Annotated in this window: 18 protein-coding genes; 3 read left to right on the top strand and 15 right to left on the bottom strand. The window is 65.6% G+C overall.

The window, feature by feature from the left end; all coding sequences use genetic code 11:
• The first annotated feature begins 250 nt into the window (after positions 1-250).
• The 3 genes from mutA to meaB are packed head-to-tail and all read left to right on the top strand — an operon-like array spanning position 251 to position 5300.
• Complete coding sequence (gene mutA, locus C1706_RS10325) at positions 251-2128, top strand: methylmalonyl-CoA mutase small subunit (protein WP_129459145.1); 1878 nt, start codon at positions 251-253, stop codon at positions 2126-2128.
• Complete coding sequence (scpA, locus tag C1706_RS10330) at positions 2125-4317, top strand: methylmalonyl-CoA mutase (RefSeq protein ID WP_129459146.1); 2193 nt, start codon at positions 2125-2127, stop codon at positions 4315-4317. Before mutA ends, scpA begins: the two co-directional genes overlap by 4 nt.
• Positions 4314-5300, top strand: a complete 987-nt coding sequence (gene meaB / locus C1706_RS10335) for a methylmalonyl Co-A mutase-associated GTPase MeaB (RefSeq protein ID WP_129459147.1) — start codon at positions 4314-4316, stop codon at positions 5298-5300. The genes scpA and meaB overlap by 4 nt, the downstream gene beginning before the upstream one ends.
• A gap of 101 nt (positions 5301-5401) precedes the next feature.
• Here the strand turns inward: meaB and gltX are convergent, their stop codons facing one another.
• From gltX to C1706_RS14985, 15 genes are all read right to left on the bottom strand, one after another.
• On the bottom strand, positions 5402-6796 hold the full coding sequence (gltX, locus tag C1706_RS10340) for a glutamate--tRNA ligase (RefSeq protein WP_241653533.1): 1395 nt from the start codon (positions 6794-6796) through the stop codon (positions 5402-5404).
• Between the two features lie 105 nt (positions 6797-6901).
• Positions 6902-7405: a flavin reductase gene (locus tag C1706_RS10345; RefSeq protein WP_129459149.1), complete on the bottom strand. Its 504-nt coding sequence runs from the start codon at positions 7403-7405 to the stop codon at positions 6902-6904.
• A gap of 99 nt (positions 7406-7504) precedes the next feature.
• Positions 7505-7999: an aromatic ring-opening dioxygenase LigA gene (locus tag C1706_RS10350; RefSeq protein ID WP_129459150.1), complete on the bottom strand. Its 495-nt coding sequence runs from the start codon at positions 7997-7999 to the stop codon at positions 7505-7507.
• A gap of 211 nt (positions 8000-8210) precedes the next feature.
• The gene (gene tuf / locus C1706_RS10355; RefSeq protein WP_129459151.1) at positions 8211-9404 is read right to left on the bottom strand and encodes an elongation factor Tu; all 1194 of its coding nucleotides are present in this window, start codon (positions 9402-9404) and stop codon (positions 8211-8213) included.
• 175 nt (positions 9405-9579) lie between these two features.
• Entirely contained in the window at positions 9580-11640 is a 2061-nt protein-coding gene (gene fusA, locus C1706_RS10360) for an elongation factor G (protein ID WP_241653534.1), read from the bottom strand.
• Positions 11641-11781: 141 nt separating this feature from the next.
• Positions 11782-12252 (bottom strand): 30S ribosomal protein S7, encoded by a 471-nt coding sequence (rpsG, locus tag C1706_RS10365; protein WP_129459153.1) that lies wholly within the window; start codon positions 12250-12252, stop codon positions 11782-11784.
• Positions 12252-12623 (bottom strand): 30S ribosomal protein S12, encoded by a 372-nt coding sequence (rpsL, locus tag C1706_RS10370; RefSeq protein WP_129459186.1) that lies wholly within the window; start codon positions 12621-12623, stop codon positions 12252-12254. The genes rpsG and rpsL overlap by 1 nt, the downstream gene beginning before the upstream one ends.
• Positions 12624-12968: 345 nt before the next feature.
• Positions 12969-16850 (bottom strand): DNA-directed RNA polymerase subunit beta', encoded by a 3882-nt coding sequence (locus C1706_RS10375; RefSeq protein WP_129459154.1) that lies wholly within the window; start codon positions 16848-16850, stop codon positions 12969-12971.
• A gap of 155 nt (positions 16851-17005) precedes the next feature.
• The gene (rpoB, locus tag C1706_RS10380) at positions 17006-20479 is read right to left on the bottom strand and encodes a DNA-directed RNA polymerase subunit beta (RefSeq protein WP_129459155.1); all 3474 of its coding nucleotides are present in this window, start codon (positions 20477-20479) and stop codon (positions 17006-17008) included.
• Positions 20480-20858: 379 nt separating this feature from the next.
• A complete protein-coding gene (rplL, locus tag C1706_RS10385) occupies positions 20859-21248 on the bottom strand; it encodes a 50S ribosomal protein L7/L12 (RefSeq protein WP_129459156.1) in 390 nt (129 codons plus the stop codon).
• A gap of 42 nt (positions 21249-21290) precedes the next feature.
• A complete protein-coding gene (rplJ, locus tag C1706_RS10390; protein WP_129459157.1) occupies positions 21291-21917 on the bottom strand; it encodes a 50S ribosomal protein L10 in 627 nt (208 codons plus the stop codon).
• Positions 21918-22389: 472 nt separating this feature from the next.
• A complete protein-coding gene (locus C1706_RS10395) occupies positions 22390-23772 on the bottom strand; it encodes an IS1380 family transposase (RefSeq protein ID WP_129459158.1) in 1383 nt (460 codons plus the stop codon).
• Between the two features lie 475 nt (positions 23773-24247).
• Positions 24248-24739 carry an HIT family protein gene (locus C1706_RS10400; RefSeq protein WP_129459159.1) on the bottom strand — a complete coding sequence of 164 codons (492 nt, stop codon included), beginning with the start codon at positions 24737-24739 and terminating at the stop codon, positions 24248-24250.
• Between the two features lie 297 nt (positions 24740-25036).
• A complete protein-coding gene (locus C1706_RS14980) occupies positions 25037-25270 on the bottom strand; it encodes a hypothetical protein (RefSeq protein ID WP_431830698.1) in 234 nt (77 codons plus the stop codon).
• A 29-nt stretch (positions 25271-25299) separates the two neighbouring features.
• Positions 25300-25599 carry a hypothetical protein gene (locus tag C1706_RS14985; protein ID WP_431830699.1) on the bottom strand — a complete coding sequence of 100 codons (300 nt, stop codon included), beginning with the start codon at positions 25597-25599 and terminating at the stop codon, positions 25300-25302.
• Between the last annotated feature and the right edge of the window lie 328 nt (positions 25600-25927).

Here is a 25927-nt window from a genome sequence, read left to right on the forward strand (position 1 = left end):
TCTGGCATCGCCCGCCCTCAGGGGCAAATCTGGGGCGGCGCCCCCCTGCGGCCGGGGTCGAGCCCCGTCGGCGGATCGCCCTCGCGCGCGATGTCGATAGCGCCACAGTGCAGATCGATTACTACGGAAAGTAGGAGAAATCGACCACTGCTCGACAAACACCACCCCGAAGGGGCCTCAGCGCACTACTGTGGACACATGTCCGGCCTCGCCCGGGGCCGGCGGACAGCGATGCAGAGGATAGGTTCGCATGTCGGTTGACCCCGAACAACTCACCTTGGCCGGGGGCTTTCCCTCGGTCACCGACGAACAGTGGGAGGCGGAGGTCCTCAAGGTCCTCAACCGTGGCCGCCCCGAAGGTAAGCAACTCACCGTCGAGGAGGGCCTGAAGAGGCTGACGACCACGACGTTGGACGGGCTGCAGATTGCGCCCCTCTACACCGCCGGGGATTCCCCCGCGGAACTGGGCTACCCCGGGGCCATGCCGTTCACGCGGGGCGCCAGCGTGCGCAACGGCGACGCCGTGGCCTGGGGCGTTCGACAGCTCCATGAGGATCCCGATGTCGCCCTGACTCGCCAGGCCATCCTGGACGACCTTGAGCGCGGCGCCACGTCGGTGTGGCTGCGTCTGGACCCGGACGCCATTCCTGCCGATCGCCTCGCCGACGTCCTCGCCGACGTCCAACTCGACCTTGCGGCCGTGCGCGTCATCAGTAACACCGACCCGGCGGGTGCCGCCACGGCACTCATCGAGGTCTTCCGGGGCTCGGGTAATGACCCCGAAAACCTCAAGGGCAGTCTCGGCATCGACGCCCTGCGTTACGCCGCCCTCAACGGCACCACGCCGGATCTGTCGGCCCACCGCGCATTCGTCGCGGAGGCGACTGAATCCTTGCCCGGGGTCGTCGCGTTGACCGTGGATGTGCTCCCCTACGTCGGAGCGGGGGCCGACGACGTCCAGGAACTCGCCTTCGCCATCGCGACCGGCATCGAGTACCTTCGCGACCTCGACGATGCCGGGATCTCCCCCGACCTCGCGGTCACCCAACTCGAGTTCCGGGTCTCGGCCACTGCTGATCAGTTCATGACGATTTCACGCCTGCGCGCTCTGCGTCGCCTGTGGGCCCGCGTCACCGAGGTGTCTGGTGTCACTGAGGCCTTGCGTGGTGCGCACACGCACGCCGTCACCAGCCCGCGGATGTTCAGCACGGTGGATCCCTACGTCAACCTGCTGCGCGCCACCATCGCAACCTTCGGGGCAGCAACCGGCGGGGCCGACGCCATCACGGTGCTGCCCTTCGACCACGCCGCAGGCCTGCCGAGTTCGTTCTCGCGTCGCATTGCACGCAACACGCAGGTCATCGCCGCCGAGGAATCCAACCTCGGACGCGTGATGGATCCCGCCGGGGGTTCCTGGTACGTCGAAGCACTCACCGAGGAACTCGCTCAGGCTGCCTGGGTGATCGTCGGGGAGATCGAGGCCGCTGGCGGTATGGCTGCAGCTCTGGCCTCCGGCGACATTGAGCGTCGGATCGGCCAGACCAACGAGGCACGCGCCGCCAAGCTGGCCACCCGGGCTATCGAGCTCACCGGCGTCAGCATGTTCCCGCTCGCAGGCGAGGTGAAGTTCGAAGCCAAGCCCCGTCCCGAGGCTCCCGTCCTGGGCGGACTGACGCAGATTCGCGACTCCCAGGTCTTTGAGGAGTTGCGTGGACAGGCATGGGCCTACCAAGCCGAGCATGGCGCCCCGCCGGAGGTCTTCTTGGCCTGCTTGGGGCAGCAGCGCGACTTCGGCGCCCGCCAGGGCTTCGCCTCCAACGTGCTCCTCGTGGGTGGCCTCCACCCGGCAGAGAGCCACGGAGGCACGCCTGCGGAGATCGCCGAACGCGCCGCACAGGCTGGCGCCAAGGTCGCCGTCCTGGCCAGCAGCGCGAAGGTCTACGCCGATCAGGCCGTTCCGGTCGCCGAGGCGCTCAAGGCTGCCGGCGTCGAGAAGGTCTACCTCGCGGGCCAGCTCGCGGAGGCAGGCGAAGCCCCCGACGGGCTCTTCGATGGCACGATCGCCTTGGGCATGAACGTCGTTGATTTCCTCAACTCCACCTTCACTACTTTGGGAGTGACCCGATGATTCCCCGTTTCGATTCCGTTCCTCTCGGCGACGCCACGCCGGACAAGACGGCGCATCACCTCTACGACGATGCGCTGGCCGAAGCTGGCGGCCAGGGCGCAGTGTGGGAGACGCCCGAGCAGATTCCGGTTCCGCCGCTGTTCACCGAGGCAGATCTCGCTGGCCTGGACTTCCTGGACACCCGTCCGGGGCTTCCCCCGTTCCTGCGCGGCCCCTACGCCACGATGTACGTCAACCGTCCCTGGACGATCCGTCAGTACGCGGGCTTCTCAACCGCCGCCGAGTCCAACGCCTTCTACCGGCGCAACCTTGCGGCTGGGCAAAAGGGCCTCTCGATCGCTTTCGACCTGGCCACGCACCGCGGCTATGACTCCGACCATCCCCGGGTTTCCGGCGACGTCGGCATGGCCGGTGTGGCCGTCGATTCGATCCTCGACATGCGGCAGCTCTTCGAGGGCATCCCGCTGGATCAGATGTCAGTGTCGATGACCATGAACGGCGCCGTCCTCCCGATCCTCGCTCTCTACGTCGTGGCGGCCGAGGAGCAAGGCGTGGCACCGGAGCAACTGGCCGGAACGATTCAGAATGACATTCTGAAGGAGTTCATGGTCCGCAACACCTACATCTACCCGCCGGCCCCCTCGATGCGGATCATCTCCGATATCTTCGCGTTCACGAGCGCGAACATGCCGAAGTTCAACTCGATCTCGATCTCCGGCTACCACATGCAGGAGGCGGGAGCCACCGCCGACATCGAGATGGCCTACACGCTGGCCGACGGCATCGAGTACATCCGTGCCGGTCAGTCCGTGGGCCTGGATGTCGACAAGTTCGCCCCCCGCTTGTCGTTCTTCTGGGCGATCGGGATGAACTTCTTCATGGAAGTGGCCAAGATGCGTGCCGCACGCATGCTGTGGGCGCGGTTGGTGAAGGACTCGGGCGCGAAGAACCCGAAGTCGATGTCCTTGCGGACGCACAGCCAGACGTCCGGGTGGTCGCTCACGGCCCAGGATGTGTTCAACAACGTGACGCGGACCTGCCTGGAGGCCATGGCCGCCACGCAGGGCCACACGCAGTCGTTGCACACCAACGCGCTGGATGAGGCCATCGCCTTGCCGACCGACTTCTCGGCCCGCATCGCCCGTAACACTCAGCTGTTCATTCAGCAGGAGTCGGGCACGACCCGCCCGATCGACCCGTGGGGCGGCTCGGCGTACGTCGAGAAGCTCACGGCCGAACTTGCGGAGAAGGCCTGGGCTCTCATCCAGGAGGTCGAGCAGGCTGGCGGCATGGCCAAGGCCATCGAGGCAGGCATCCCCAAGATGCGCATCGAGGAGGCGGCCGCCCGTACTCAGGCGCGCATCGACTCCGGTCGTCAGCCCGTCGTCGGCGTGAACAAGTACACCCTCGACGAGGACGAGGGCATCGAGGTGCTCAAGGTCGACAACGCGCAGGTGCGCGCGGAGCAGATCGCGAAGCTGGAGCAACTGCGCGCCGAGCGCGACGAGGCCACCACTCAGGCTGCCTTGGAGAAGCTCACCTGGGCGGCTGCCAACCCCGATCCGACCGATCCGGAGCGCAACCTGCTGAAGCTGGCCATCGACGCTGCGCGTGCACGGGCGTCCGTGGGCGAAATCTCCAGCGCGTTGGAGAAGGAGTTCGGGCGCTACACGGCGCAGATCCGTACGATCAGTGGCGTGTACAGCAAGGAATCCGGGAACACCGCCTCCACCCAGGCCACGAAGGAACTGGTGGAGAAGTTCGAGGAATTGGAAGGCCGTCGTCCCCGTATCTTGGTCGCCAAGATGGGTCAGGACGGTCACGACCGTGGGCAGAAGGTCATCTCGACGGCCTTCGCCGATCTCGGCTTCGACGTCGACGTCGGCCCGCTGTTCCAGACGCCGGAGGAGGTCGCCCGTCAGGCGATCGAGGCGGACGTGCACGTGGTGGGCGTGAGCTCGCTGGCGGCTGGCCACCTCACCCTCGTGCCGGCGCTGCGGGCCGAGTTGGACAAGCTCGGCCGCGATGACCTGATGATCATCGTCGGCGGCGTGATCCCGAGCCAGGATTTCGAGGAGCTTCGCGAGCACGGTGCGGACGCGATCTACCCGCCCGGAACGAAGATCCCCGAGTCGGCGCATGAGTTGCTCGAATTGCTGATCAAGCGCCTGGAGGAACCTGCGGCATGAGGCAGACACTGGACCCGGCAACCCTTGCAGAGCAGGTGGTTGCCGGGTCTCGTGCACATATCGCGCGCGCACTGACGCTCGTCGAGTCGTCCCGGCCCGACCATCGCGAGAAGGCACGAGAACTCTTGGAATTGCTGCGGCCCTACACCGGGCGCGCAGTCCGCGTCGGTATCTCTGGTGTCCCGGGGGCTGGCAAGTCGACCTTCATCAACGCGATGGGGACCCGACTCATCGAGCAGGGTCACAAGATCGCCGTGCTGGCTGTGGACCCGTCCTCCTCGCGTTCGGGTGGCTCAGTTTTGGGTGACCGGACGCGGATGGCCGACCTGGCCGAGACGGACGCCGCCTTCATCCGCCCCTCCCCTTCTGGAACTCAGCTCGGAGGCGTGGCGCGCGCCACCCGCGAGGGGATGCTCATCATGGAGGCCGCGGGGTTCGACACCATCTGGGTGGAGACCGTCGGCGTCGGGCAATCCGAGGTCGCCGTGGCGGGGATGGTGGACACCTTCTTGCTGTTGATGATCGCCCGCACCGGGGATCAGCTCCAGGGCATCAAGCGCGGGATCTTGGAGATGGCCGATGTCATCACGGTCAACAAGGCCGACGGCGACGGCGCCGGGGAGGCCCGCGTGGCCGCTCGGGAGCTGGCGATCGCCATGCGGCTGATCAAGGGTGCCGATGAGCCCCGCACCCCCGTGCTCACGTCCAGTTCTTACACCGGAGACGGCCTGGACGACGTCTGGAAGGCCGTCCTGAACCACCGGGCCATTCTGGAGGCTGACGGCTCGCTGGACGCACGCAGAGCTGCCCAGCAGCGCGACTGGATGTGGGCGCTGGTGCGCGATGACCTGGAGACGGCCCTCATCCGTAATCCTGCGGTGAAGGCGATCGCGGGCCCGTTGGAGATCGACGTTGCTGGCGGGCAGGTGAGCGCCGTCGAAGCTGCAGCGCAGATCATGGATACCTTCCGGGCTAACTTCTGACCTGGCGGCAACGCGGTCGGGGTGGCAGGCACATACCTGCCACCCCGACCGCGTTGTGTGTGCCGGGCAACCTCCAGGCCTTTGCTGGGCTGCTGGCTACATCAGAGTTGGTTCCGCAGCCGTCGGAGGCGCTCCAGAGTGGACGCCTTCCCGAGAATCTCGAGCGACTCGAACAATGGCGGGGAGACGCGCGACCCGGTGACTCCGACCCGCAACGGGCCAAAGGCGAACTTGGGCTTCACGCCGAGGCCTTCCACGAGCACGCTGCGCAGCTTGGCCTGGATCTCGTCGTGGCTCCACGCCGGGAGTTCGGCCAATGCTTCGATCGAGGCGTCCAGCACCTCTGCGGCATTCGGCGGCAAGGTCGCCCGGGCGTCCTCGGCAATCTCGATGTCCTCGTCGGCCGCCAGCAGGAACGCGATCTTGGCTGGCGCCTCCGACAGGAGCGTCAAGCGCTCCTGGACGAGTGGGGTTGCGGCCCGCAGGACGCGCACCTGCTCCTCGGTGGGCTCGGGCCACACCCCGGTGAAGGCAAGGTGTTCCAGGATGGCGTCGGAGAGTTGCTCAGGGCTGAGGGAGCGGATGTAGTGCCCGTTGAGCCAGTTCAGCTTGTCCAGATCGAAGACAGGCCCGACCGTGTTGACCTTGGACCACTCGAACCCGGCCACGAACTGGTCGAAGTCGGCTACCTCTTGCTCGCCCTCAGCAGGGGGATAACCCAACAACTGCAAGAAGTTCACCAGCGCCTGAGGAAGGTATCCCTGCTCCCGGAACCACATCAGGCGCGCGGCAGGGTTCTTCCGCTTGGAGATCTTCGATTTGTCGGTGTTGCGCAGAAGCGGCATGTGGGCGAACGCGGGAACCTGCCACCCCAGCCAGCGGTACAACAAGATGTGCTTGGGCGTCGAGCTGATCCACTCCTCTCCCCGCACCACGTGCGTGATGCCCATCAGATGATCGTCCACGACGACGGCCATGTGGTAGGTGGGGAATCCGTCGGCCTTCAAGATGACCTGGTCGTCGGGGTGGGGGGCGGACACCGGCCCGCGAACCAGGTCGTCGAACGCTAAGGGAACATCGTCGGGGATGAGCATTCGTACGACGGGGGTCTCTGAGAACCCGGGAAGTTGCGCACGCTCCTCGCGGGTCTTGCCCAGGCACAGCCGGTCATAGCCGGTGACGGCCTGCTTGGAGGCCTGCTGTTGGGCGCGGAGCTCAGCGAGGCGTTCGGTGGAGCACCAGCAGTAGTACGCATGCCCGTCGGCGATGAGTTGATCGACGAACGGCCGATAGGTGTCGAGGCGTTCTGATTGACGGTAGGGAGCGTAGGGCCCGCCGACATCGGGGCCTTCATCCCAGCCCAGGTGTAGCCAACGCAGTGTGGCGAAGATCTGTTGCTCGGATTCGGGTACGTAGCGCTGCCGGTCGGTGTCCTCGATGCGCAGGACGAACGCTCCCCCGGTCTTGCGCGCCCAGGCCAGGTTGAACAACGACATATATGCCGTGCCCACGTGGGGATCTCCGGTGGGTGACGGGGCGACGCGCATCCGCGCAGGCATCAGGGGCTCTTCAGTCATGATGTTCCCAGCGTATCGCCCCGCCTAGTCAGCAAGACTCCTGTACCGGCCTCGTACGTGGGCCCAGGGCGTCGACGTCGTCAGGTGGACGGTGTCGATGGTGGCGACCACCTCCAGCGACCAGCCCATCGTGCGTTCTGATTCCCACGTCACCCCCACCCAACTCCGGTTGGGCAGTACTGGGCCCCACGGTGTTTGCTCAAACTGCGCACGCGAGAACGGCCCGCCGGGCGCGGGTGCGGCACCGGCGAATGCCTCGGCCAGATACCGATCCGGTTCTTCGAGAACGGTGATCGCCATGCGGGTCTCACGGTCAAGGACGAGATCACTGTCCGGATCCAGGAGAGCGATCAGGCGTGCGGGCTGCCCCAGTGCCACCAGGAGCGAACTCACGGTGAGGCCGACGCAGCTGGGGCCTTGCCCCGAGGCCCACAGGGTGACTGGGGCGACGAGGCGCCCTCGGAGTTGGCGTGCCGCGTCTCTGTCTTCCGGCGGGAGGGCGAAGGGGTGCTCGGAATGGACGCTCACCCTCACCAGAGTAGAGGGGGCCCGGCGGCGGCCTTACGCATCCTGAATGCACGAAGGTGGGTGGCGCCCCCATGGCACCACCCACCTTGTGTGAAGCGATCAGGCTGTAGCGTCCTCGGCGACCGCAACCGCGACCTTCTGGCTGCCCACCTTCGTGAGGGCCCAGCCGATCACCAGCAGGGTCAACCCGACGCCGATGGCGAACAGGCACACGCCGAAGGACAGCACGGAGGTGAACAGGGATGCGCGAAGGAAGGAGCCGTTCATGACGGTCGTGCGCTGGGCGTTGAGCTCGTCGGCCTTGGCGGTGTCACCAGCGTTCTTCGCGGCAGTTGCCGCAGCCCCGAGTTCGGAGTAGGTCAGCCCCTTGCTGGCCTTGAGTGCATGCGTGCTGATGATGTCGGCCTGCGCCAACGCCGAGACCGGCCCCGACACCAGCGCACCCTGCATGAAGTGCGCGTCATTGGGCACGGTGATCTTCTCCGCAGCGAGCTGTGAGCTCACCACGCCCCAGACAACGCCCCCTGTCAGCGTGAACAGAAGGCCAATGATGATGGACACGAGTCCTGCGATCTTGAGGGGCTTGACGTTCATGGTTGCGGTGCTCCTTTGACGCTGCGAGTCGGGCCCAATGCGGGCCTCATGGATGAAAAGTTCACTACTACGCAGTGTAGAAGTCGAGGGCCAGTATCGTGCTCCTCCACTCAGAACGTCCCCTCCGGGCCCTGCCACCGCCCCCTCCGGGCATGACAAGGGGCCCGCACCGTAGCGGTGCGGGCCCCTTGTTCTGCTTAGCGCAGCAGCGTCACTTCAGGATCTTGGTGACGTTGCCGGCGCCCACGGTGCGCCCACCTTCGCGGATGGCGAACTTGAGCGACTCCTCCATGGCAACCGGCTTGTTGAGGTGCACCGTCATGCCGGTGTTGTCACCAGGCATAACCATCTCGGTGCCCTCGGGGAGCTGGACGATCCCCGTCACGTCGGTCGTGCGGAAGTAGAACTGCGGGCTGTAGTTGGAGAAGAACGGCTTGTGACGGCCACCCTCTTCCTTGTTCAGCACGTAGACCTGAGCCTCGAAGTCGGTGTGCGGCGTGACCGAACCCGGCTTGCAGATGACCATGCCGCGCTCGACATCGTCCTTCTTGGTGCCGCGCAGCAGCAGGCCGACGTTCTCGCCAGCGCGACCCTCGTCGAGGATCTTGCGGAACATCTCAACACCGGTAATGGTGCTGGTCTGCTTGGCCTCGCGGATGCCGATGATGTCGACGGTCTCGCCGGTCTTGACGATGCCGCGCTCGATACGGCCGGTGACGACGGTGCCACGACCGGTGATCGTGAAGACGTCCTCAACGGGCATCAGGAAGGGCTTGTCCGTGTCGCGCTCCGGCTGCGGGATGTACTCATCCACGGCATCCATGAGCTCCATGATGGAGTCGGCCCACTTCTCGTCGCCGTTCATGGCCGGGAAGGCCGCGACGCGAACGATCGGCAGGTTGTCGCCGTCGAACTCCTGCGAGGAGAGCAGCTCACGCATCTCCATCTCGACGAGCTCGATGAGCTCCTCGTCGTCGACCATGTCGCACTTGTTCAGCGCGACGACGATCGCGGGGACGCCCACCTGGCGAGCCAGGAGGATGTGCTCACGGGTCTGAGCCATCGGGCCGTCGGTGGCGGCGACCACGAGGATCGCACCGTCCATCTGAGCGGCACCGGTGATCATGTTCTTGACGTAGTCAGCGTGACCGGGGCAATCGACGTGCGCGTAGTGGCGCTTCTCGGTCTGGTACTCGACGTGCGAGATCGAGATCGTGATACCGCGCTGGCGCTCTTCGGGGGCCTTATCGATCTGATCGAAGGCCGAGACAGCGTTCAGCTCGGGGTAACGGTCGTGGAGCACCTTCGTAATCGCCGCGGTCAGAGTGGTCTTGCCGTGGTCGACGTGCCCGATGGTGCCGATGTTGCAGTGCGGCTTGGTCCGCTCAAACTTGGCCTTTGCCACTTGGGCTCCTCATTTCCTTGTTCGCCCACGCGTGGTTCGCGAGGCGCACGATTTCTTGACTTCGTGGGTCGATCCGCTCAGACACGGACCCTCCCAATTTTGCTTCAGTGTCGGGGGAGAGTCAAACTGACCCTCCCCCGACACCAGAGCGAGCTTGCGGGAGTCCCGCCAGCGATCACTCGCCGCCGCGACCCTTTTCGATGATCTCGTCGGCCACCGACTTGGGCACCTCACCGTAGGAGTGGAACTCCATCGAGTAGGACGCCTGGCCGGACGTCTTCGACCGCAGGTCGCCGACGTAGCCGAACATCTCCGAGAGCGGCACGAGAGCACGAACGACCTGGTTGCCGTGCGCCTCTTCCATGCCCTGCACCTGACCACGACGCGAGTTGATGTCGCCAATCACCGTGCCCAGGTAGTCGTCAGGGGTGGTGACCTCGACGGCCATCAGGGGCTCCAGCAACGCCGGATCGGCCTTGCGGGCTGCCTCCTTGAACACCATCGAACCGGCGATCTTGAAGGCCAGTTCCGAGGAGTCGACGTCGTGGTAGGCGCCGTCCAGCAGCGTCACCTTGATGTCTTCCACGGGGTAGCCCGCGAGCGGACCGAAGGCCATGGCCTCCTGGATGCCCTGATCGACCGACGGAATGTACTCGCGCGGGATACGCCCGCCGGTGACACCGTTGACGAACTCGTAGCCGGCACCCGCCTCCTGCGGCTCCAGCGAGATCAGCACCTTGGCGTACTGACCGGAACCACCGGACTGCTTCTTGTGGGTGTATTCGGCCTTCTCCACGGGGCGGCGCAGCGTCTCGCGGTAGGCAACCTGGGGCTTGCCGATGTTGGCCTCGACCTTGAACTCGCGACGCATGCGGTCGATGAACACCTCAAGGTGCAACTCGCCCATGCCCGCGATGATCGTCTGCCCGGTCTCTTCGTCGGTGTGGACGCGGAAGGTCGGATCCTCCTCGACGAGCCGCTGAATGGCCGTCGAGAGCTTCTCCTGGTCAGACTTGGTCTTCGGCTCGATCGCCTGCTCGATGACGGGGTTCGGGAACTCCATCGACTCCAAGATGATCGGGGCGCCCGGGTCGGTCAGGGTCTCACCGGTGGTGGTGTCCTTCAGGCCCATGACGGCGCAAATCATGCCTGCGCCGATCTGGTCGATCTCTTCACGCTTGTTGGCGTGCATCTGGTAGATCTTGCCGATCCGTTCCTTCTTGCCCTTGGTGGCGTTGAGGACGGTCGAGCCGGACTTCAACACCCCGGAGTAGACGCGAACGTAGGTGAGTCGGCCCAGGTGCGGATCCGCCGCGATCTTGAACGCCAAGACGGACAGCGGCTCGTCGGTGCTGGGGTGACGCTCCAGCTTGACGGACTCATCGCCCGGCTTGAAGCCCTCGATGGCGGGGACGTCCAGCGGTGAGGGCAGGTAGTCGATGACCGCATCCAGCATCGGCTGGACGCCCTTGTTCTTGAAGGAGGTGCCGCACACGACAGCGGTGAACTTGTTGGCCAGCACACCGCGGCGGATGCCCGCCTTGATGGACTCGACGCTCAGTTCGTCGCCGGAGTCCTCGGCCAGCAGCCATTCCTCGGCGAACTCGTCGTCGTTATCGGCGATGACCTGGATCAGCTCCTCGCGAGCCTGCTCAGCCGCGGCCTGCATGTCGGCGGGGATCTCCTCGATCGTGTAGTCCTCACCGATCTGGGTCTCGCCGCGCCACATGAGCGCCCGCATCTGAACCAGGTCGATGACGCCCTGGAAATCGGCCTCGGCGCCCACGGGCAACTGGATCACAGCGGCGGTGGCGTTGAGGCGCTCGCGGATCGTCTTGACGACGAAGTCGAAGGAGGCGCCCGTCCGGTCAAGCTTGTTGACGTAGCAGATACGCGGCACGCCGTAGCGGGTGGCCTGACGCCACACCGTCATCGACTGGGGCTCAACGCCCGCCACGCCGTCGAACACGGCCACGGCACCGTCGAGCACACGGAGCGAACGCTCCACCTCGACGGTGAAGTCGACGTGTCCGGGGGTGTCGATGATGTTGATCTGGTGGCCATGCCAAAAACAGGTCGTCGCGGCCGACGTGATCGTGATGCCGCGCTCCTGCTCCTGCTCCATCCAGTCCATGGTGGCGCCGCCGTCGTGCACTTCACCGATCTTGTAGTTGATGCCGGTGTAGAACAGGATTCGCTCGGTGGTGGTGGTCTTGCCGGCGTCAATGTGGGCCATGATGCCGATGTTCCGGACGCTGGCCAGGTTCGTGGTTAGGTCAATGGCCACGGGTGGTTTCCAATCTTTGTTGCTTGGGTCGTCGACTCGAGACAGGCGCGAAGCCCTCCCCCGCTTGCGCGGAGGAGAGCTTCGAGCAGATCACCAGCGGTAGTGCGCAAAGGCGCGGTTCGCCTCGGCCATCTTGTGCGTGTCTTCACGCTTCTTCACGCTCGCTCCGAGACCGTTGCTCGCGTCCATGAGCTCGTTCATGAGGCGCTCGGTCATCGTCTTCTCGCGGCGCTGCCGGGAGAAGGTGACCAGCCAGCGCATGGCGAGGGTCGTGGAACGGGCCGGCTTGACCTCGATCGGCACCTGGTAGGTGGCGCCGCCGACGCGACGCGACTTGACCTCGACCGCGGGGCGAATGTTGTCCAGGGCCTTCTTCAGGGTCTGCACGGGATCAACGCCGGTCTTGGCCCGCGTCCCCTCCAAAGCGCCGTAGACAATGTTCTGAGCGGTGGTCTTCTTGCCATCGAGCAGGATCTTGCTCACCAGCTGGGAAACCAGGGGCGAACCGTAGACGGGGTCGACGACGATCGGCCGCTTCGGGGCCGGTCCCTTGCGAGGCATTACTTCTCCTTCTTCGCGCCGTAGCGGCTGCGGGCCTGCTTACGGTTCTTCACGCCCTGGGTGTCCAGCGCGCCGCGGATGATCTTGTAGCGCACACCCGGAAGGTCCTTCACACGACCGCCGCGCACGAGCACCATCGAGTGCTCCTGCAGGTTGTGCCCCACACCGGGGATGTACGCGGTGACCTCGATACCCGAGGACAGCCGAACACGCGCGACCTTACGGAGGGCGGAGTTCGGCTTCTTGGGCGTCGTGGTGTACACGCGCGTGCACACGCCGCGGCGCTGCGGGGAGCCCTTGAGGGCTGGCGTCTTGCTCTTGCTGACCTTGTCAGTGCGGCCCTTACGGACCAACTGCTGGATGGTGGGCACCGGCTGGTATTCCTTCGTTTCGTTGTTGACCCCATACAGGGCCACGCGGGAGGCACGAGGAGCCATCGCGCCGAGCGCACGAGCACTCGTTGCAACCGATCCTCATGGGATTGCGAGCCCGCCAGGCGCTCCTTGATGGGCGCTCCAGTGGGCGGTAGTTCGTTCGGTCGCCCGAACACAACGACAAAGACTAGTGGTTAGGCCCAAGCGAGGTCAAAGAACAGACCTGCAGGCCATGACTAGCCGACGAACGTTACTTCCCTAGTGTACCCGCGCGGCGCCCTGCACCCAAAAGGCGAGTGCCCCCGGGACCATCAGTCCCGGGGGCACTCGCCTCAACGTCACTCAGCTGAAGTCGCCAAGATCGAACTCATCATGCGCCAGAGCGGGTGTCGCACCGGCGATGTCGTAGTCGTAGGCGTCATAGCTGAGGTCGTAGGCCGCAGCCCGCGCCTCCGCCGTCGGCTCCACCCGGATGTTGCGGTAACGGCCCAGACCGGTACCTGCCGGGATCAGCTTGCCCAAGATCACGTTCTCCTTCAGGCCGACCAGGGAGTCGGACTTGGCCTGGATGGCCGCGTCCGTCAAGACCTTGGTGGTCTCCTGGAAGGAGGCCGCCGACAGCCAGGACTCCGTGGCCAAGGAGGCCTTGGTGATGCCCATCAGCACGGGGCGACCCTGAGCCGGCGTACGACCCTCGGTGATCGCCTTACGGTTCTCCGCCTCGAACAGGCTTCGGTCGACCAGGTCTCCCGGGAGGATGTTCGTGTCGCCCGACTCGATGACCGTGACGCGGCGCAGCATCTGCCGAATGATGATCTCGATGTGCTTGTCGTGGATCGGAGCGCCCTGCGTCCGGTACACGGCCTGCACCTCGTCGACCAGGTGCTCTTGCACACGACGCAGACCGTTGACACGCAGGATGTCCTGCGGGTCAAGGGTGCCGGCGTAAAGCTGCTCGCCCGCCTCGACGTGCACGCCGTCGGCGATCGAGTGGCGGACCATCTGCTGGTCTTCCCACTCCAGGCGGACCCGGCGCGGCAACGCGTACTCCAGGTCTTCCTCGCCGTCATCGCGCACGATGATGAGCTTGCGATTGCGGTCGCCGTCTTCGATCCGGACGCGACCGGCAGCCTCAGCCAGCGGCGCCTTGCCCTTGGGGGTACGAGCTTCGAACAACTCGCCCACACGAGGCAGACCCTGGGTGATGTCGTCACCAGCCACACCACCGGTGTGGAAGGTACGCATCGTCAGCTGAGTACCGGGCTCGCCGATGGACTGAGCGGCGACGATACCGACGGCCTCCCCCACATCGACCAGCTTGCCGGAGGCCAACGAACGCCCGTAGCACATGGCACAGGTACCCAAGGCCGACTCGCAGGTCAGCACCGAACGGACCTTGACCTCGGTCACACCAGCATCGATCAGTGCCTGGATGTTGTCGTCGCCGACATCGCTACCGGCAGCGGCGAGCACCGTGCCCTTGGCGTCCACAACATCGGCAGCCAGTGTCCGCGCGTAGACAGAGGTCTCGACGCTCGGGGAGACCACCACGTTGCCGTTGCGGTCGTGCGCGACGATCGACTTCGTCAAGCCGCGCTCGGTGCCGCAGTCCTCTTCGCGGATGATGACGTCTTGGGAGACGTCCACCAGACGACGCGTCAGGTAACCGGAGTCAGCCGTCCGCAACGCGGTGTCGGCCTGCCCCTTACGGCCACCGTGGGTGGAGATGAAGTACTCCAGAACCGACAGGCCCTCGCGGAAGTTCGACTTGATGGGCCGGGCGATGATCTCGCCCTTCGGGTTGGCCACGAGGCCACGCATAGCGGCGATCTGACGCATCTGCGTCATGTTTCCTCGTGCGCCCGAGTCGACCATCATGAAGATGGGGTTGTCGGTGGTGAAGTTAGCCTCCATCGCCGCGGTGAGTTCGGCAGTCGCGTCGGTCCACAACTGGACCAGCTCCTGCTGACGCTCTTCCTCGGTCACCTTGCCACGCTCGAACTGACGCGTGATCTTGTTGGCCTTCGCGTCGTAGCTCGCCAGGATCTCCGGCTTGCTCGGCGGGGTCTGGATGTCGGCGATCGACACGGTCACACCCGAACGGGTGGCCCACTTGAAGCCGATGTCCTTGAGGCGATCCAGGGTACGAGCGACGTCGACCTTGGGGTAGCGCTCAGCCAACTCGTTGACGATGGCGCCCAACTGCTTCTTCCCCACCGAGTTGTTCACGTAGGGGTAGTCGGCCGGGAGAGCCTCGTTGAACAGCGCACGACCCAGCGTTGTCTCCAGCAGGATCGAACCATCCTCGCGCGCTTCGACGCCGACGGGCGGCACGATGTCACGCAGGATGATCGAGACCTTGGAGTTGATCAGGATCTCGCCGTTGTCGAACGCCATGTACGCCTCGTCCTTGCTGGAGAAGGCGCGGCCCTCCCCCGGCTGCCCGGCACGGGCGGTCGTGAGGAAGTAGTGGCCGATGATCATGTCCTGCGTCGGCAGGGTGACCGGACGTCCGTCAGCGGGCTTGAGGATGTTGTTCGTCGAGAGCATCAGCACGCGGGCCTCAGCCTGCGCCTCCGCCGACAAAGGCAGGTGCACAGCCATCTGGTCGCCGTCGAAGTCAGCGTTGAAGGCGGTGCAGACCAGCGGGTGAAGCTGGATGGCCTTACCCTCGATCAGCTGCGGCTCGAACGCCTGGATGCCCAGACGGTGCAGTGTGGGCGCACGGTTCAGCAGCACCGGGTGCTCCTGAATCACCTCTTCGAGGACGTCCCACACGACGGAACGCTGACGCTCCACCATGCGCTTGGCCGACTTGATGTTCTGGGCGAGGTTGAGGTCGTCCAGACGCTTCATGACGAACGGCTTGAACAGTTCCAACGCCATCGTCTTGGGCAGGCCACACTGGTGCAGCTTGAGCTGCGGACCCACCACGATGACCGAACGGCCCGAGTAGTCGACGCGCTTGCCGAGCAGGTTCTGACGGAACCGGCCCTGCTTGCCCTTGAGCATGTCGGAGATCGACTTCAGCGGTCGGTTACCTGGCCCCGTCACCGGACGCCCACGGCGACCGTTGTCGAACAGCGAGTCGACGGCCTCTTGGAGCATCCGCTTCTCGTTGTTGACGATGATCTCGGGCGCGCCCAGATCCAGCAGCCGCTTGAGGCGGTTGTTGCGGTTGATCACGCGGCGGTACAAGTCGTTCAGGTCGGAGGTCGCGAAGCGGCCACCGTCGAGCTGCACCATCGGGCGCAGATCCGGGGGGATGACCGGGACGGCGTCCAGGACCATGCCCACGGGGTTGTTGCCCGTCGTCAAGAAGGCGGAGACGACCTTGAGGCGCTTGAGCGCCCGGGTCTTCCGCTGTCCCTTGCCCGTCTGGATGATGGTGCGCAGGTTCTCCGCCTCGGCCTCCAGGTCGAAGTCGGTGAGGCGCCGCTTGATCGCCTCGGCACCCATGAACCCTGCGAAGTACTTGCCGAAACGGCTCTTCATCTCGCGGTAGAGGATCTCGTCGCCTTCGAGGTCTTGGACCTTCAGGCTCTTGAACCGCTGCCACACCGCATCGAGGCGATCCAGCTCGCGCTGAGAGCGGTCACGCAGCTGCTTGACTTCGCGCTCCCCCAGGTCACGGACACGCTTGCGCACGTCCGCCTTGGCGCCTTCGGCCTCCAGCGCAGCGAGGTCTTCCTCGATCTTGCGCATGCGGGTCTCGATGTCGGCGTCTCGGCGGGATGCGATCTGCTTGCGCTCGACCTCAACCTTGGCCTCCAGGGAGGGCAGGTCGCGGTGGCGTGCGTCCTCGTCGACGGAGGTGATCATGTACGCGGCGAAGTAGATGACCTTCTCCAGGTCCTTCGGCGCGATATCCAGCAGGTAGCCCAGCCGGCTCGGAACACCCTTGAAGTACCAGATGTGTGTGACGGGCGCGGCCAACTCAATGTGGCCCATGCGCTCCCGACGCACGTTGGAGCGCGTCACCTCCACGCCACAGCGTTCACAGATGATGCCCTTGAAGCGCACCCGCTTGTACTTACCGCAGTAGCACTCCCAGTCCCGGGTGGGACCAAAGATCTTCTCGCAGAACAGCCCGTCACGCTCCGGCTTGAGCGTGCGGTAGTTGATCGTCTCAGGCTTCTTGACTTCGCCGTGGCTCCACTCGCGGATCTGATCCGCGGTGGCCAGGCCGATGCGCAACTCGTCGTAAGCGTTGACGTCCAGCACGTTACTTCCTTCTCTCCCCTACACCTGGGGATTGCTGTTCGGATCGGTGGCCGCCGACCCGGACGACAGGACCGACCGGGGCCCCGGTCGGCTGGGAGTGAACTCCCGGAGGGTGGTCGCGCCGAGTAGGTAACTCGGCGCGACCGTCAAAAGAATCAGACCTCTTCGATGTCGGCGAACGAGTCCGCACCCGGGCGTCGGGACAGATCGATCCCGAACTCCTCGGCACGGTGGTAGTCGTCCTCGGAATCGCGGAGTTCGACGACGGTGCCGTCAGAGCTCAGCACCTCGACATTCAGGCACAGCGACTTCATCTCTTTGACGAGCACCTTGAAGGACTCGGGGATGCCCGGCTCAGGGATGTTCTCGCCCTTGACGATGGCCTCGTAGACCTTCACGCGACCCGGCACGTCGTCGGACTTGATGGTGAGGAGTTCCTGCAGCGCCCAGGCGGCGCCGTAGGCCTCCATCGCCCACACCTCCATCTCACCGAACCGCTGGCCACCGAACTGCGCCTTACCACCCAGCGGCTGCTGCGTGATCATCGAGTACGGGCCCGTGGAGCGAGCGTGGATCTTGTCGTCGACGAGGTGGTGCAGCTTCAGCATGTAGATGTAGCCGACACCGACCTTCTCGGGGTACGGCTCGCCGGAGCGACCGTCGAAGAGCTGCGCCTTTCCACCGGCGTCCACCAGACGCAGGCCGTCGCGCTGCGGCAACCCGTTCTCCAGCAGACCGGCGATCTCGGCCTCGGTCGCACCGTCGAACACCGGCGTTGCCAGGTTCGAGTCGACACCGACGTGCGTCAGGCCGACCTCCTTGAGGCGGTTGGCCCACGGCTCGTCGACGTCGGTGACGTCCCAGCCGCTGTGAGCGATCCAGCCCAGGTGGGTTTCCAGCACCTGACCGACGTTCATCCGCGAGGGGACGCCCAGCGGGTTCAAGACGATGTCGACTGGCGTGCCGTCCTCGAGGAACGGCATGTCCTCCACCGGCAGAATCTTGCTGATGACACCCTTGTTGCCGTGGCGTCCGGCCAGCTTGTCGCCGACGGAGATCTTGCGCTTCTGCGCAACGTACACGCGCACCAACTGGTTGACCCCCGGCGGGAGCTCATCGCCCTCGTCGCGGTCGAAGACGCGGACGCCGATGACCGTGCCGGTCTCGCCGTGCGGCACCTTCATGGAGGTATCGCGCACTTCGCGCGCCTTCTCCCCGAAGATGGCGCGCAGCAGGCGCTCTTCCGGCGTCAGCTCGGTTTCACCCTTGGGCGTGACCTTGCCGACGAGGATGTCGCCGGTGCCGACCTCGGCGCCGATACGCACGATGCCGCGCTCGTCCAAGTCGGCGAGCATGTCGTCGCCAACGTTGGGGATGTCGCGCGTGATCTCCTCGGCACCCAGCTTGGTGTCACGGGCGTCGATTTCGTGCTCTTCGATGTGGATCGAGGTGAGCACGTCATCTTGCACGAGACGCTGGCTGAGGATGATCGCGTCCTCGTAGTTGAGGCCCTCCCAGGGCATGAAGGCGACCAGGAGGTTGCGCCCCAGCGCCATCTCGGCGTTGTCAGTGCTCGCGCCGTCGGCCAGCGGGGTGCCGACCTCGACCCGATCCCCGTCATGAACCAGCGGGCGCTGGTTGATGCACGTGGTCTGGTTGGAGCGAACGAACTTGTCGAGACGGTAGCTGCTGGTCGTGCCGTCGTCGTTCATCACGTCGATGATGTCGCCCGACACACTCGTGACCACGCCCGCCTTGGCGGCAACCGTGACCTCGCCCGCATCGACGGCACCGCGGTACTCCATGCCGGTCCCGACGAACGGGGCTTCGTTACGGAGCAGGGGGACGGCCTGACGCTGCATGTTGGCACCCATCAGGGCCCGCGACGCATCGTCGTGCTCGAGGAACGGGATCAACGCGGTCGCGACCGACACCATCTGGCGCGGTGAAACGTCCATGTAGTCGACCTCACCGGCCGGAACTTCGTCGGCGTCGCCGTGCTTGAGTCGGACCAGGACGCGGTCTTCGGCGAAGCGCGCCTCGTCGTCCAGCTTGGCGTTGGCCTGCGCGACGATGTAGCGGTCTTCTTCGTCGGCCGTCAGGTAGTCGATCTGGTCGGTGACGACCCCGTCGACAACCTTGCGGTACGGCGTCTCGATGAAGCCGAACGCGTTGACGCGGGCGAAGGACGCCAGCGACCCGATCAGACCGATGTTCGGACCTTCAGGGGTTTCGATGGGGCACATACGGCCGTAGTGGGACGGGTGGACGTCGCGGACCTCCATACCGGCGCGGTCACGGGACAGACCGCCCGGGCCCAGCGCGGACAGACGCCGCTTATGCGTCAGCCCGGCCAGCGGGTTGTTCTGGTCCATGAACTGCGACAGCTGCGAGGTTCCGAAGAACTCCTTCAGCGCCGCCACAACGGGACGGATGTTGATCAGGGTCTGCGGCGTGATCGCCTCGATGTCCTGGGTGGTCATCCGGTCGCGGACGGTGCGCTCGAGGCGGCCCAGGCCGATGCGGAGCTGGTTTTGGATCAGCTCACCCACGGTACGCAGACGCCGGTTACCGAAGTGATCGATGTCGTCGGTCTCCACGGGCAGTTCGCCCAAGGCTTCCTTGCCTTCGTGCAGCGCAACCACGTAGCGGATGGTCGAGACGATGTCCTCCATCGTCAGCACCTGCTGGTCGAAAGGCTGCTCGAGGCCGAGCTTCTTGTTGATCTTGTACCGACCGACCTTCGCCAGGTCGTAGCGCTTGGGGTTGAAGTAGTAGTTCTCCAACATCGCCTGCGCAGCTTCACGCGTCGGCGGCTCGCCCGGACGCAGCTTGCGGTACAGGTCGAGCAGCGCCTCGTCCGTGTTGGCCGTGCTGTCCTTCTCCAGCGTCAGCCGGATGGACTCGTACTCGCCGAACTCCTCGAGGATCTGTTCGTTCGTCCAACCGAGCGCCTTGAGCAAGACGGTGACGTTCTGCTTGCGCTTACGGTCGACGCGGACGCCCACCATGTCGCGCTTGTCGACCTCGAACTCCAGCCAAGCACCGCGGCTCGGGATCATCTTCGCCGTGTAGATGTCCTTGTCGGACGTCTTGTCCGGGGTCTCTTCGAAGTAGACGCCGGGGCTGCGGACCAACTGGGAAACGACAACACGCTCCGTGCCGTTGATCACGAAGGTGCCCTGGGGCGTCATGAGCGGGAAATCACCCATGAACACCGTCTGGCTCTTGATCTCGCCGGTCTCGTTGTTCACGAACTCGGCCGTGACGAACAGCGGAGCAGAGTAGGTGACGTCGCGGTCCTTGCACTCCTCGACCGTGTACTTAGGCTCTTCGAAGCGATGGTCGCGGAAACTCAGCGACATCGTCTCGGAGAGGTCCTCGATCGGGGAGATCTCTTCGAAGATCTCCTCGAGTCCGGACTTGGTGTTGACGTCGGTCCGGCCTTGCTCGAGAGCCGCGGCAACCTTCTGGCGCCAGACGTCGTTGCCGACGAGCCAGTCGAAGGAGTTGACCTGCAGGTCAAGAAGGTTCGGAACCTCCAAGGGCTCATGGATCTTCGCGAACGAGATCCGGCCACTGGGGGAAATGACGTTGGTGTTCTTCGACGCAGCGCGCGAGACGGCCAAGACTATGGTCCTTCCAAGAAACCCGTGTGGGAGGTTCTTTGCATGCAAAACGCCCCGCGTCAAGTCGCCACGGGTCGTCAAATGAGGCAAAGCCTAACTATAGCTGCCAAGAGCGCACGACGCAAGCCCCGCCTTGGCACGGACTCGCGAGTCGCGGGCGACGTTGCCCGAACGAGAGCAGCATAACCCTCCATGGAGGCCGATGCACGTACCCGAGGGTGGCGCGGCGTTCTCGCCTTGGAGCACGCGGGATCGACCGAGCAGGCGCTAGGCACCGCGGGCTGGCCGCCCGAGCCGCGTCCGGCGCCACGATGCGGAAAGGCCCGCGGAGAGCGTGTCTCCGCGGGCCTTCACAGATGCCGGATGAATCCGGTGAGGGTCACTTGACCGAAACGGTGGCGCCGGCGGCCTCGAGGGCCTCCTTGGCCTTCTCCGCAGCGTCGCGCGCGACCTTCTCCAGGACGGGCTTCGGGGCGGCCTCGACCAGATCCTTGGCCTCCTTCAGGCCGAGGGAGGTGAGGGCGCGCACCTCCTTGATGACCTGGATCTTCTTGTCGCCGGCGGACTCGAGGATCACGTCGACCTCCGAGGACACCTCCTCTTCGGCAGCGTCGCCACCGGCAGCCGGGGCGGCAGCAGCCGCGACAGCAACCGGAGCGGCAGCGGTGACGCCGAAGGCGTCCTCGAACTGCTTCACGAACTCGGAGAGCTCGATCAGGGTCATTTCCTTGAAAGCGTCAAGGAGCTCTTCGTTGGTGAGCTTCGCCATGGTGGGCGTTCCTTTCCTTAGACCGCAGCCGGGGCCGCGTGGTCAGTTGGCCTCGGCAGCGGGCGCTGCGTCGGTTGCCGAGGCGTCCTCGGCGGTGTCGGGCTTCTGGTCGGCCTCGGGGGCGGCCGGTGCGGCGCCTCCGAGCAGGGCCGGGTTCTCCGCAGCTGCACGCTCCAGGGCACCCAGGGCGCGAGCGGCCTGGTTGAGGGGAGCGGCAATGAGGTAGACGGCCTTGCTGAGGTTCGCCTGCATGGCGCCGGCCAGCTTGGCCAGCAGAACCTCGCGCGACTCCAGGTCGGCGAGCTTCTTCACCTCTTCGGCATCGAGGACGCGACCGTCCATGACGCCGGCCTTGATAACCAGAAGCGGGTTGTCCTTCGCGAAGTCGCGCAGACCCTTCGCCACGGTGGCAACGTCACCGCGGATGAAAGCGATCGCCGTCGGGCCGGTGAGCTTGTCCTCGAGTCCTTCGAGGCCAGCCTCACGGGCGGCGATCAGGGTCAGAGTGTTCTTCGCGACGGCGTACGAGGCATCCTCGCCCAGGGCACGGCGCAGATCCTGCAGGCCCTTGACGGTGATCCCACGGTACTCGGTCAAAACAGCGGCGCTAGAGGAGGTGAAGGCTTCCTTCAGCTCCTCGACAGCGGCTGCCTTATCCGGCCTCGCCATGAGTCTCCTTCCCACTTCTTCTCGTGAGCCCTCGACATGAAAAATCCCCGAGCGCGAGGCGCACGGGGAAAGTCACCGAGTGGAGACTAGCTTGCGTGACGCCTGCGCGGGGTTTGTACGACCCGGGAGGGTCGACACCAGCGGTCTTGGGCTTCGGAGAGCAAGACTAGGCGGGATAGTCCCTCGAACGCAAACCGACGCTGCCCCCGCGACCGGGTCCCCCGCGTGCCGCCCCACGCTCGTGGGGTGGCCAGCGCTGGCGAAGCCGAATCGATCGGCCGGTGCCCGTGAGCCACGATCTCGGGTCGCTGGCGCGCCTGAACCTCGATCCGCCGAAGCGCATTCGTAGGTGACGGTTTCGGCATTCTTGGGAGGCTGCCGGACAGCGGTGTCGGGGGTGGGTGTGGGTTGTCCGCCGGTGTGCCCGGCCTTTCCACTGCAGGTTCCTGGTCGTGCCCGTAGGGGCGGTTGGTCAACTCGCGGTGAGGGCGGGTGGGCCGAGGGCGGCGGTGTAGAGGGTGTCGAGTTCGTCCTGCCAGGGCCAGTGGGCGGGGAGGTGGAGCCGCCACCGGCGGGCCTGGTTCGCGATCCTGCCAGCGACCTGGATGAGGGTGCGGCGCACGGTCGCGGTGCGGGCCCTGCCCAGGGTGGCCGACGCGAGGCGGGCAGCGGCCCGGGTCAGGTTGAACGCGATGGAGGCGAGGGCGAGCCAGGCGGCGTTCGCGGTGAACTTCCCTGATGGTGCGTGGGCAAGCGGCCCGTCCTTGAGGTCGGCGATGACGGCTTCGATGATGGCGTGGTCGCGGTGCGCCGCCTCGGCCTGGACCATCGCCAGGGTCGTGTTCGTGAAGATCGGGTGGTAGCGGTAGCCGGGCAGCAGTTCACCCTGGGTCTTCGCGGTGTGCGGGTTGAGGCGTTTCACGCGGCGGACGATCAGGCGGGCGGTGACGTGGTGAGCCTGACGGTGGGAGGTGAACGCGGTGAACGGCACCTCGGCCACCTCAGCCTCCGAGATCCACCGTTGCTCGACCCCGTCGTAGATCGCGTCGCGGTACCGGATCATCGTCCACGATGCCTCCTCGATGCCGGCGATCGCCCTGACCACGGCCTTGTTCATCCGGGCGGTGACCGAGAACCTGGCGCCACCCGTAGTCGCGGCGGCGATCATGTCGTGGCGGAAGTAGGCACTGTCAGCACGCACGATCACCAAGCCAGGAGTGGTCGGTACGGCCTTGCGGAGGGTGGCGAGGGTGTCACCGATCAGCCGGGCGGCGCCGTGCCCCGAATCGATGTTGCCCTTCCGCAGTCGGGTGGCGGCGATCACCGGCGCAGCCAGCGGGGTCGACACGATCGCCAACTGGGCGTTCAACCCCTTCACCCGGCTGTAGCCGTAGGCGGCGCCCTGTTTGCGGTACCCGTGGGTTTCCCGGATCGTGTCGTCGACATCGACGTAGACGACCTGTTCGGCGCCGGTCAGGATCGGTGACACTCGCGCCAACCTCACCAGCAGGCGGGCAGCGACCGCGTCCAACTGCCTGACGTGCCCAAACCGGTAGCCGCGCAGATGGGTGCCCAGCGTGGTTGCTGCCCGCTGACCGGTGAACACCCGACCCATCCCGCCGTGGCGGAGCACATCCAGGTCGCTGATCGAGTCCGCGCCGGCAATCATGCCCGCGATGATCGCCGACACCTTGACCGACGCGTTCGCCCCAGCAGTGCCCGGCACCGTGACGCGGTCGTCGACCAGGTCGTGCAGGCCGGCATGTTCGGCCAGCGTCATCACCGCCGGCAGCCCACCGAAAGCGATCAGGTTCGGGTCGTCGAATACCGGTTCAAGGGTGTGGCAGACTCGCACTACGAGTGCTCCTGTCCAAGGCGGGAATGGCGTCTTCGCAAACACCATTCTTCCTTGTCACAGGAGCATTCGCCATCCAGGCACGCCTACCACCTCGGCGGATCGAGGCTGAATCGAGGTGCGCGTCCGGTCGTGAACGCACACGAGGCAGGTCACCTGACGCGCCAGAGGCCTGGACAGGGTCGCTCCACGACACAGCTTCCGACGACAGGCTGGCGAGCGTTCATCCACGTCGGGTCGCCACCGTGCGCCTGTGTCGCGGTGCCTGGACTGGATGGCGGTTCACACGGGCCGCGAGCTTTCGACGTGCTCCTCACGGAGGCAACCACCTTGAGGGGACTACCCCTTCGCCGTCTGTCCCATCTGCGCCGCCTCGTCATGGGGTGGCCCGTAGGGCAGCAGTTGGGCACGCGGCTGGGGGTGCCCCTCTGTCGTTCCTCACGTGCGAGAGCGGTGCTCAGCCCGCCTGCCGCCCTCAGTCCGTGACGCGGACGGCATCGCTTTCGGCGAGGGAGAGCAGGTTGCTGGTGATGGCCGCCCGCAGGTCGTTGTGCCTGTCGCTGAGGGCTGTCGTGGGGCTCGTCCACCTGGTCAGCTCGTAGAGCCATACGGGCCGCCGGACGAGCTCGGGCGGCTCCCATTCGTAGCGGGGCCAAATGTGTGCGTGAACGAAGGCATCCGCGTTGCCCAGGATGTCGATGTTCACGCGGCGGAAGGCGGGGTCTGCCTCACGGCATGCCTGTTCGACCGCGGTGGCGAGCAGGTCGGCATCTGCGAGGAACTGGACGCGGTCCTTGCGGGGCATCTCGGCGAGGGCTGTCGCGTGGGGGTCTTTGCCGAGCAGTACGCAGTATCCGGGGAGGAACTGGACGTCACCAATCACGGCGTAGCCACTTGGGATTTCGGCGAGAACGGTGGGGTTCCCTCCTCGTGCTGCGGAGCCGATGCGGTCGTCGCGCCAATCCATGATTGCGACGCTATCGGAGCTCATGCCGCGATGGCGTGTGGGTGCGCATCGTCGCGGTGCGCTCGCGGAGCTTGGCGAATAGGACGCCGGTCCGGCGCCTTGCGCGGGTGATCAGGGTTTGCTCGTGGCGTATTCCTTGGGCACTCATGCGGCCGTAGTGGGCGCGGGATCCAGGGTCGCGGAGCACCACGAACGCGGAGAGTTGCATGGTCCGTTTCGAGATCTTGTCTTCACGCCAGGAGGCGTGCTCGCCGGCGATCGGGATTCCGCATCTGGGGTTCTCGGCGCAAGGTCGACTCAGGCGGCGAGGTGACCGGTGATTGGAGAGGTATTCGTGGTGGCTTCGGTGAGGAGCCGGGCCGCGACCCTGTCCCGACTCCGGGCATGCTCATCAGGAGCGGCTGAAAAAGGGTGCTGCTCAACGAGTTGCTCGGCCACGACAGCGATCTCATCCCGCCACGGGCGCAACGCGACGAGTTCAACCGCCAGGCGCGGCAGCACGCGCGCTGCGGCGTCGGCGCCGGTGATCACAATGGTCTGCTCACTCCGCGAGAGTCTGCTCACTCCGCGCGGGTCTGCTCACTCCGCGCCCTGACGATCTCCGCGGCCCAGGGGCGACCCTGGCGAGGCACGTTCTTCAGTCGGTACTTCTCCCCCGCTGGCTTTCTCGCCATCGGGAAGGGCAGCGCCGCACGCAGCCGGTGTTCGTCCCTCGGGAGTGTTCGGTCAAACACTCGCACCCAGGCACGGTCAAGCGTGAAGGCGTGGAAATCGCCTTTGCCGACGTCGAGCCCGACGAACACATCGACCGCGTCGATTCTATCGATGCTGCTGACAGCAGTGTCTTCCCGCTCGCTCACAACTACTTCCGCCACGGTGCGTCTCGGAAGCCACGTCACGAACGGCCTCGAGCACGCAAAGGCCCAGCCCCTCTCAGCGAGAGCGGACCCCCAACCAGGCGCCGCAACAACGCCCCAGTCCAACACGGGCAGGGCGCAGCCAATCCCTGCCGAGTCCGGTAGGCCGTCACATGCTCCCTCAAGGGTCACTAAGAAGATAGGGCTGGGGCTGGGGGGCTGGTTTGTCGTGGTTGGGTCTACCCCTGTCGGTAGCGTGTACCGGTTCGGGAGGCGTGGTCCACCGTTTCCCGGGCCATTCAACCAGCCTTGGGGGCGCATGTTCACTCTC

The sequence above is a fragment of the Propioniciclava flava genome (genome assembly GCF_004126535.1).
GTDB classification, from domain to species: Bacteria; Actinomycetota; Actinomycetes; order Propionibacteriales; family Propionibacteriaceae; genus Propioniciclava; species Propioniciclava flava.

What these genes read in the sequence shown, in the direction of transcription:
- mutA (WP_129459145.1), top strand. Translation starts at nt 251, where the DNA reads ATGTCGGTTGACCCCGAACAACTCACCTTGGCCGGGGGCTTTCCCTCG.
- scpA (WP_129459146.1), top strand. Translation starts at nt 2,125, where the DNA reads ATGATTCCCCGTTTCGATTCCGTTCCTCTCGGCGACGCCACGCCGGAC.
- meaB (WP_129459147.1), top strand. Translation starts at nt 4,314, where the DNA reads ATGAGGCAGACACTGGACCCGGCAACCCTTGCAGAGCAGGTGGTTGCC.
- gltX (WP_241653533.1), bottom strand. Translation starts at nt 6,796, where the DNA reads ATGTCGTTGTTCAACCTGGCCTGGGCGCGCAAGACCGGGGGAGCGTTC.
- C1706_RS10350 (WP_129459150.1), bottom strand. Translation starts at nt 7,999, where the DNA reads ATGAACGTCAAGCCCCTCAAGATCGCAGGACTCGTGTCCATCATCATT.
- fusA (WP_241653534.1), bottom strand. Translation starts at nt 11,640, where the DNA reads ATGGCCCACATTGACGCCGGCAAGACCACCACCACCGAGCGAATCCTG.
- rpsG (WP_129459153.1), bottom strand. Translation starts at nt 12,252, where the DNA reads ATGCCTCGCAAGGGACCGGCCCCGAAGCGGCCGATCGTCGTCGACCCC.
- rplL (WP_129459156.1), bottom strand. Translation starts at nt 21,248, where the DNA reads ATGGCGAAGCTCACCAACGAAGAGCTCCTTGACGCTTTCAAGGAAATG.
- rplJ (WP_129459157.1), bottom strand. Translation starts at nt 21,917, where the DNA reads ATGGCGAGGCCGGATAAGGCAGCCGCTGTCGAGGAGCTGAAGGAAGCC.
- C1706_RS10400 (WP_129459159.1), bottom strand. Translation starts at nt 24,739, where the DNA reads ATGGATTGGCGCGACGACCGCATCGGCTCCGCAGCACGAGGAGGGAAC.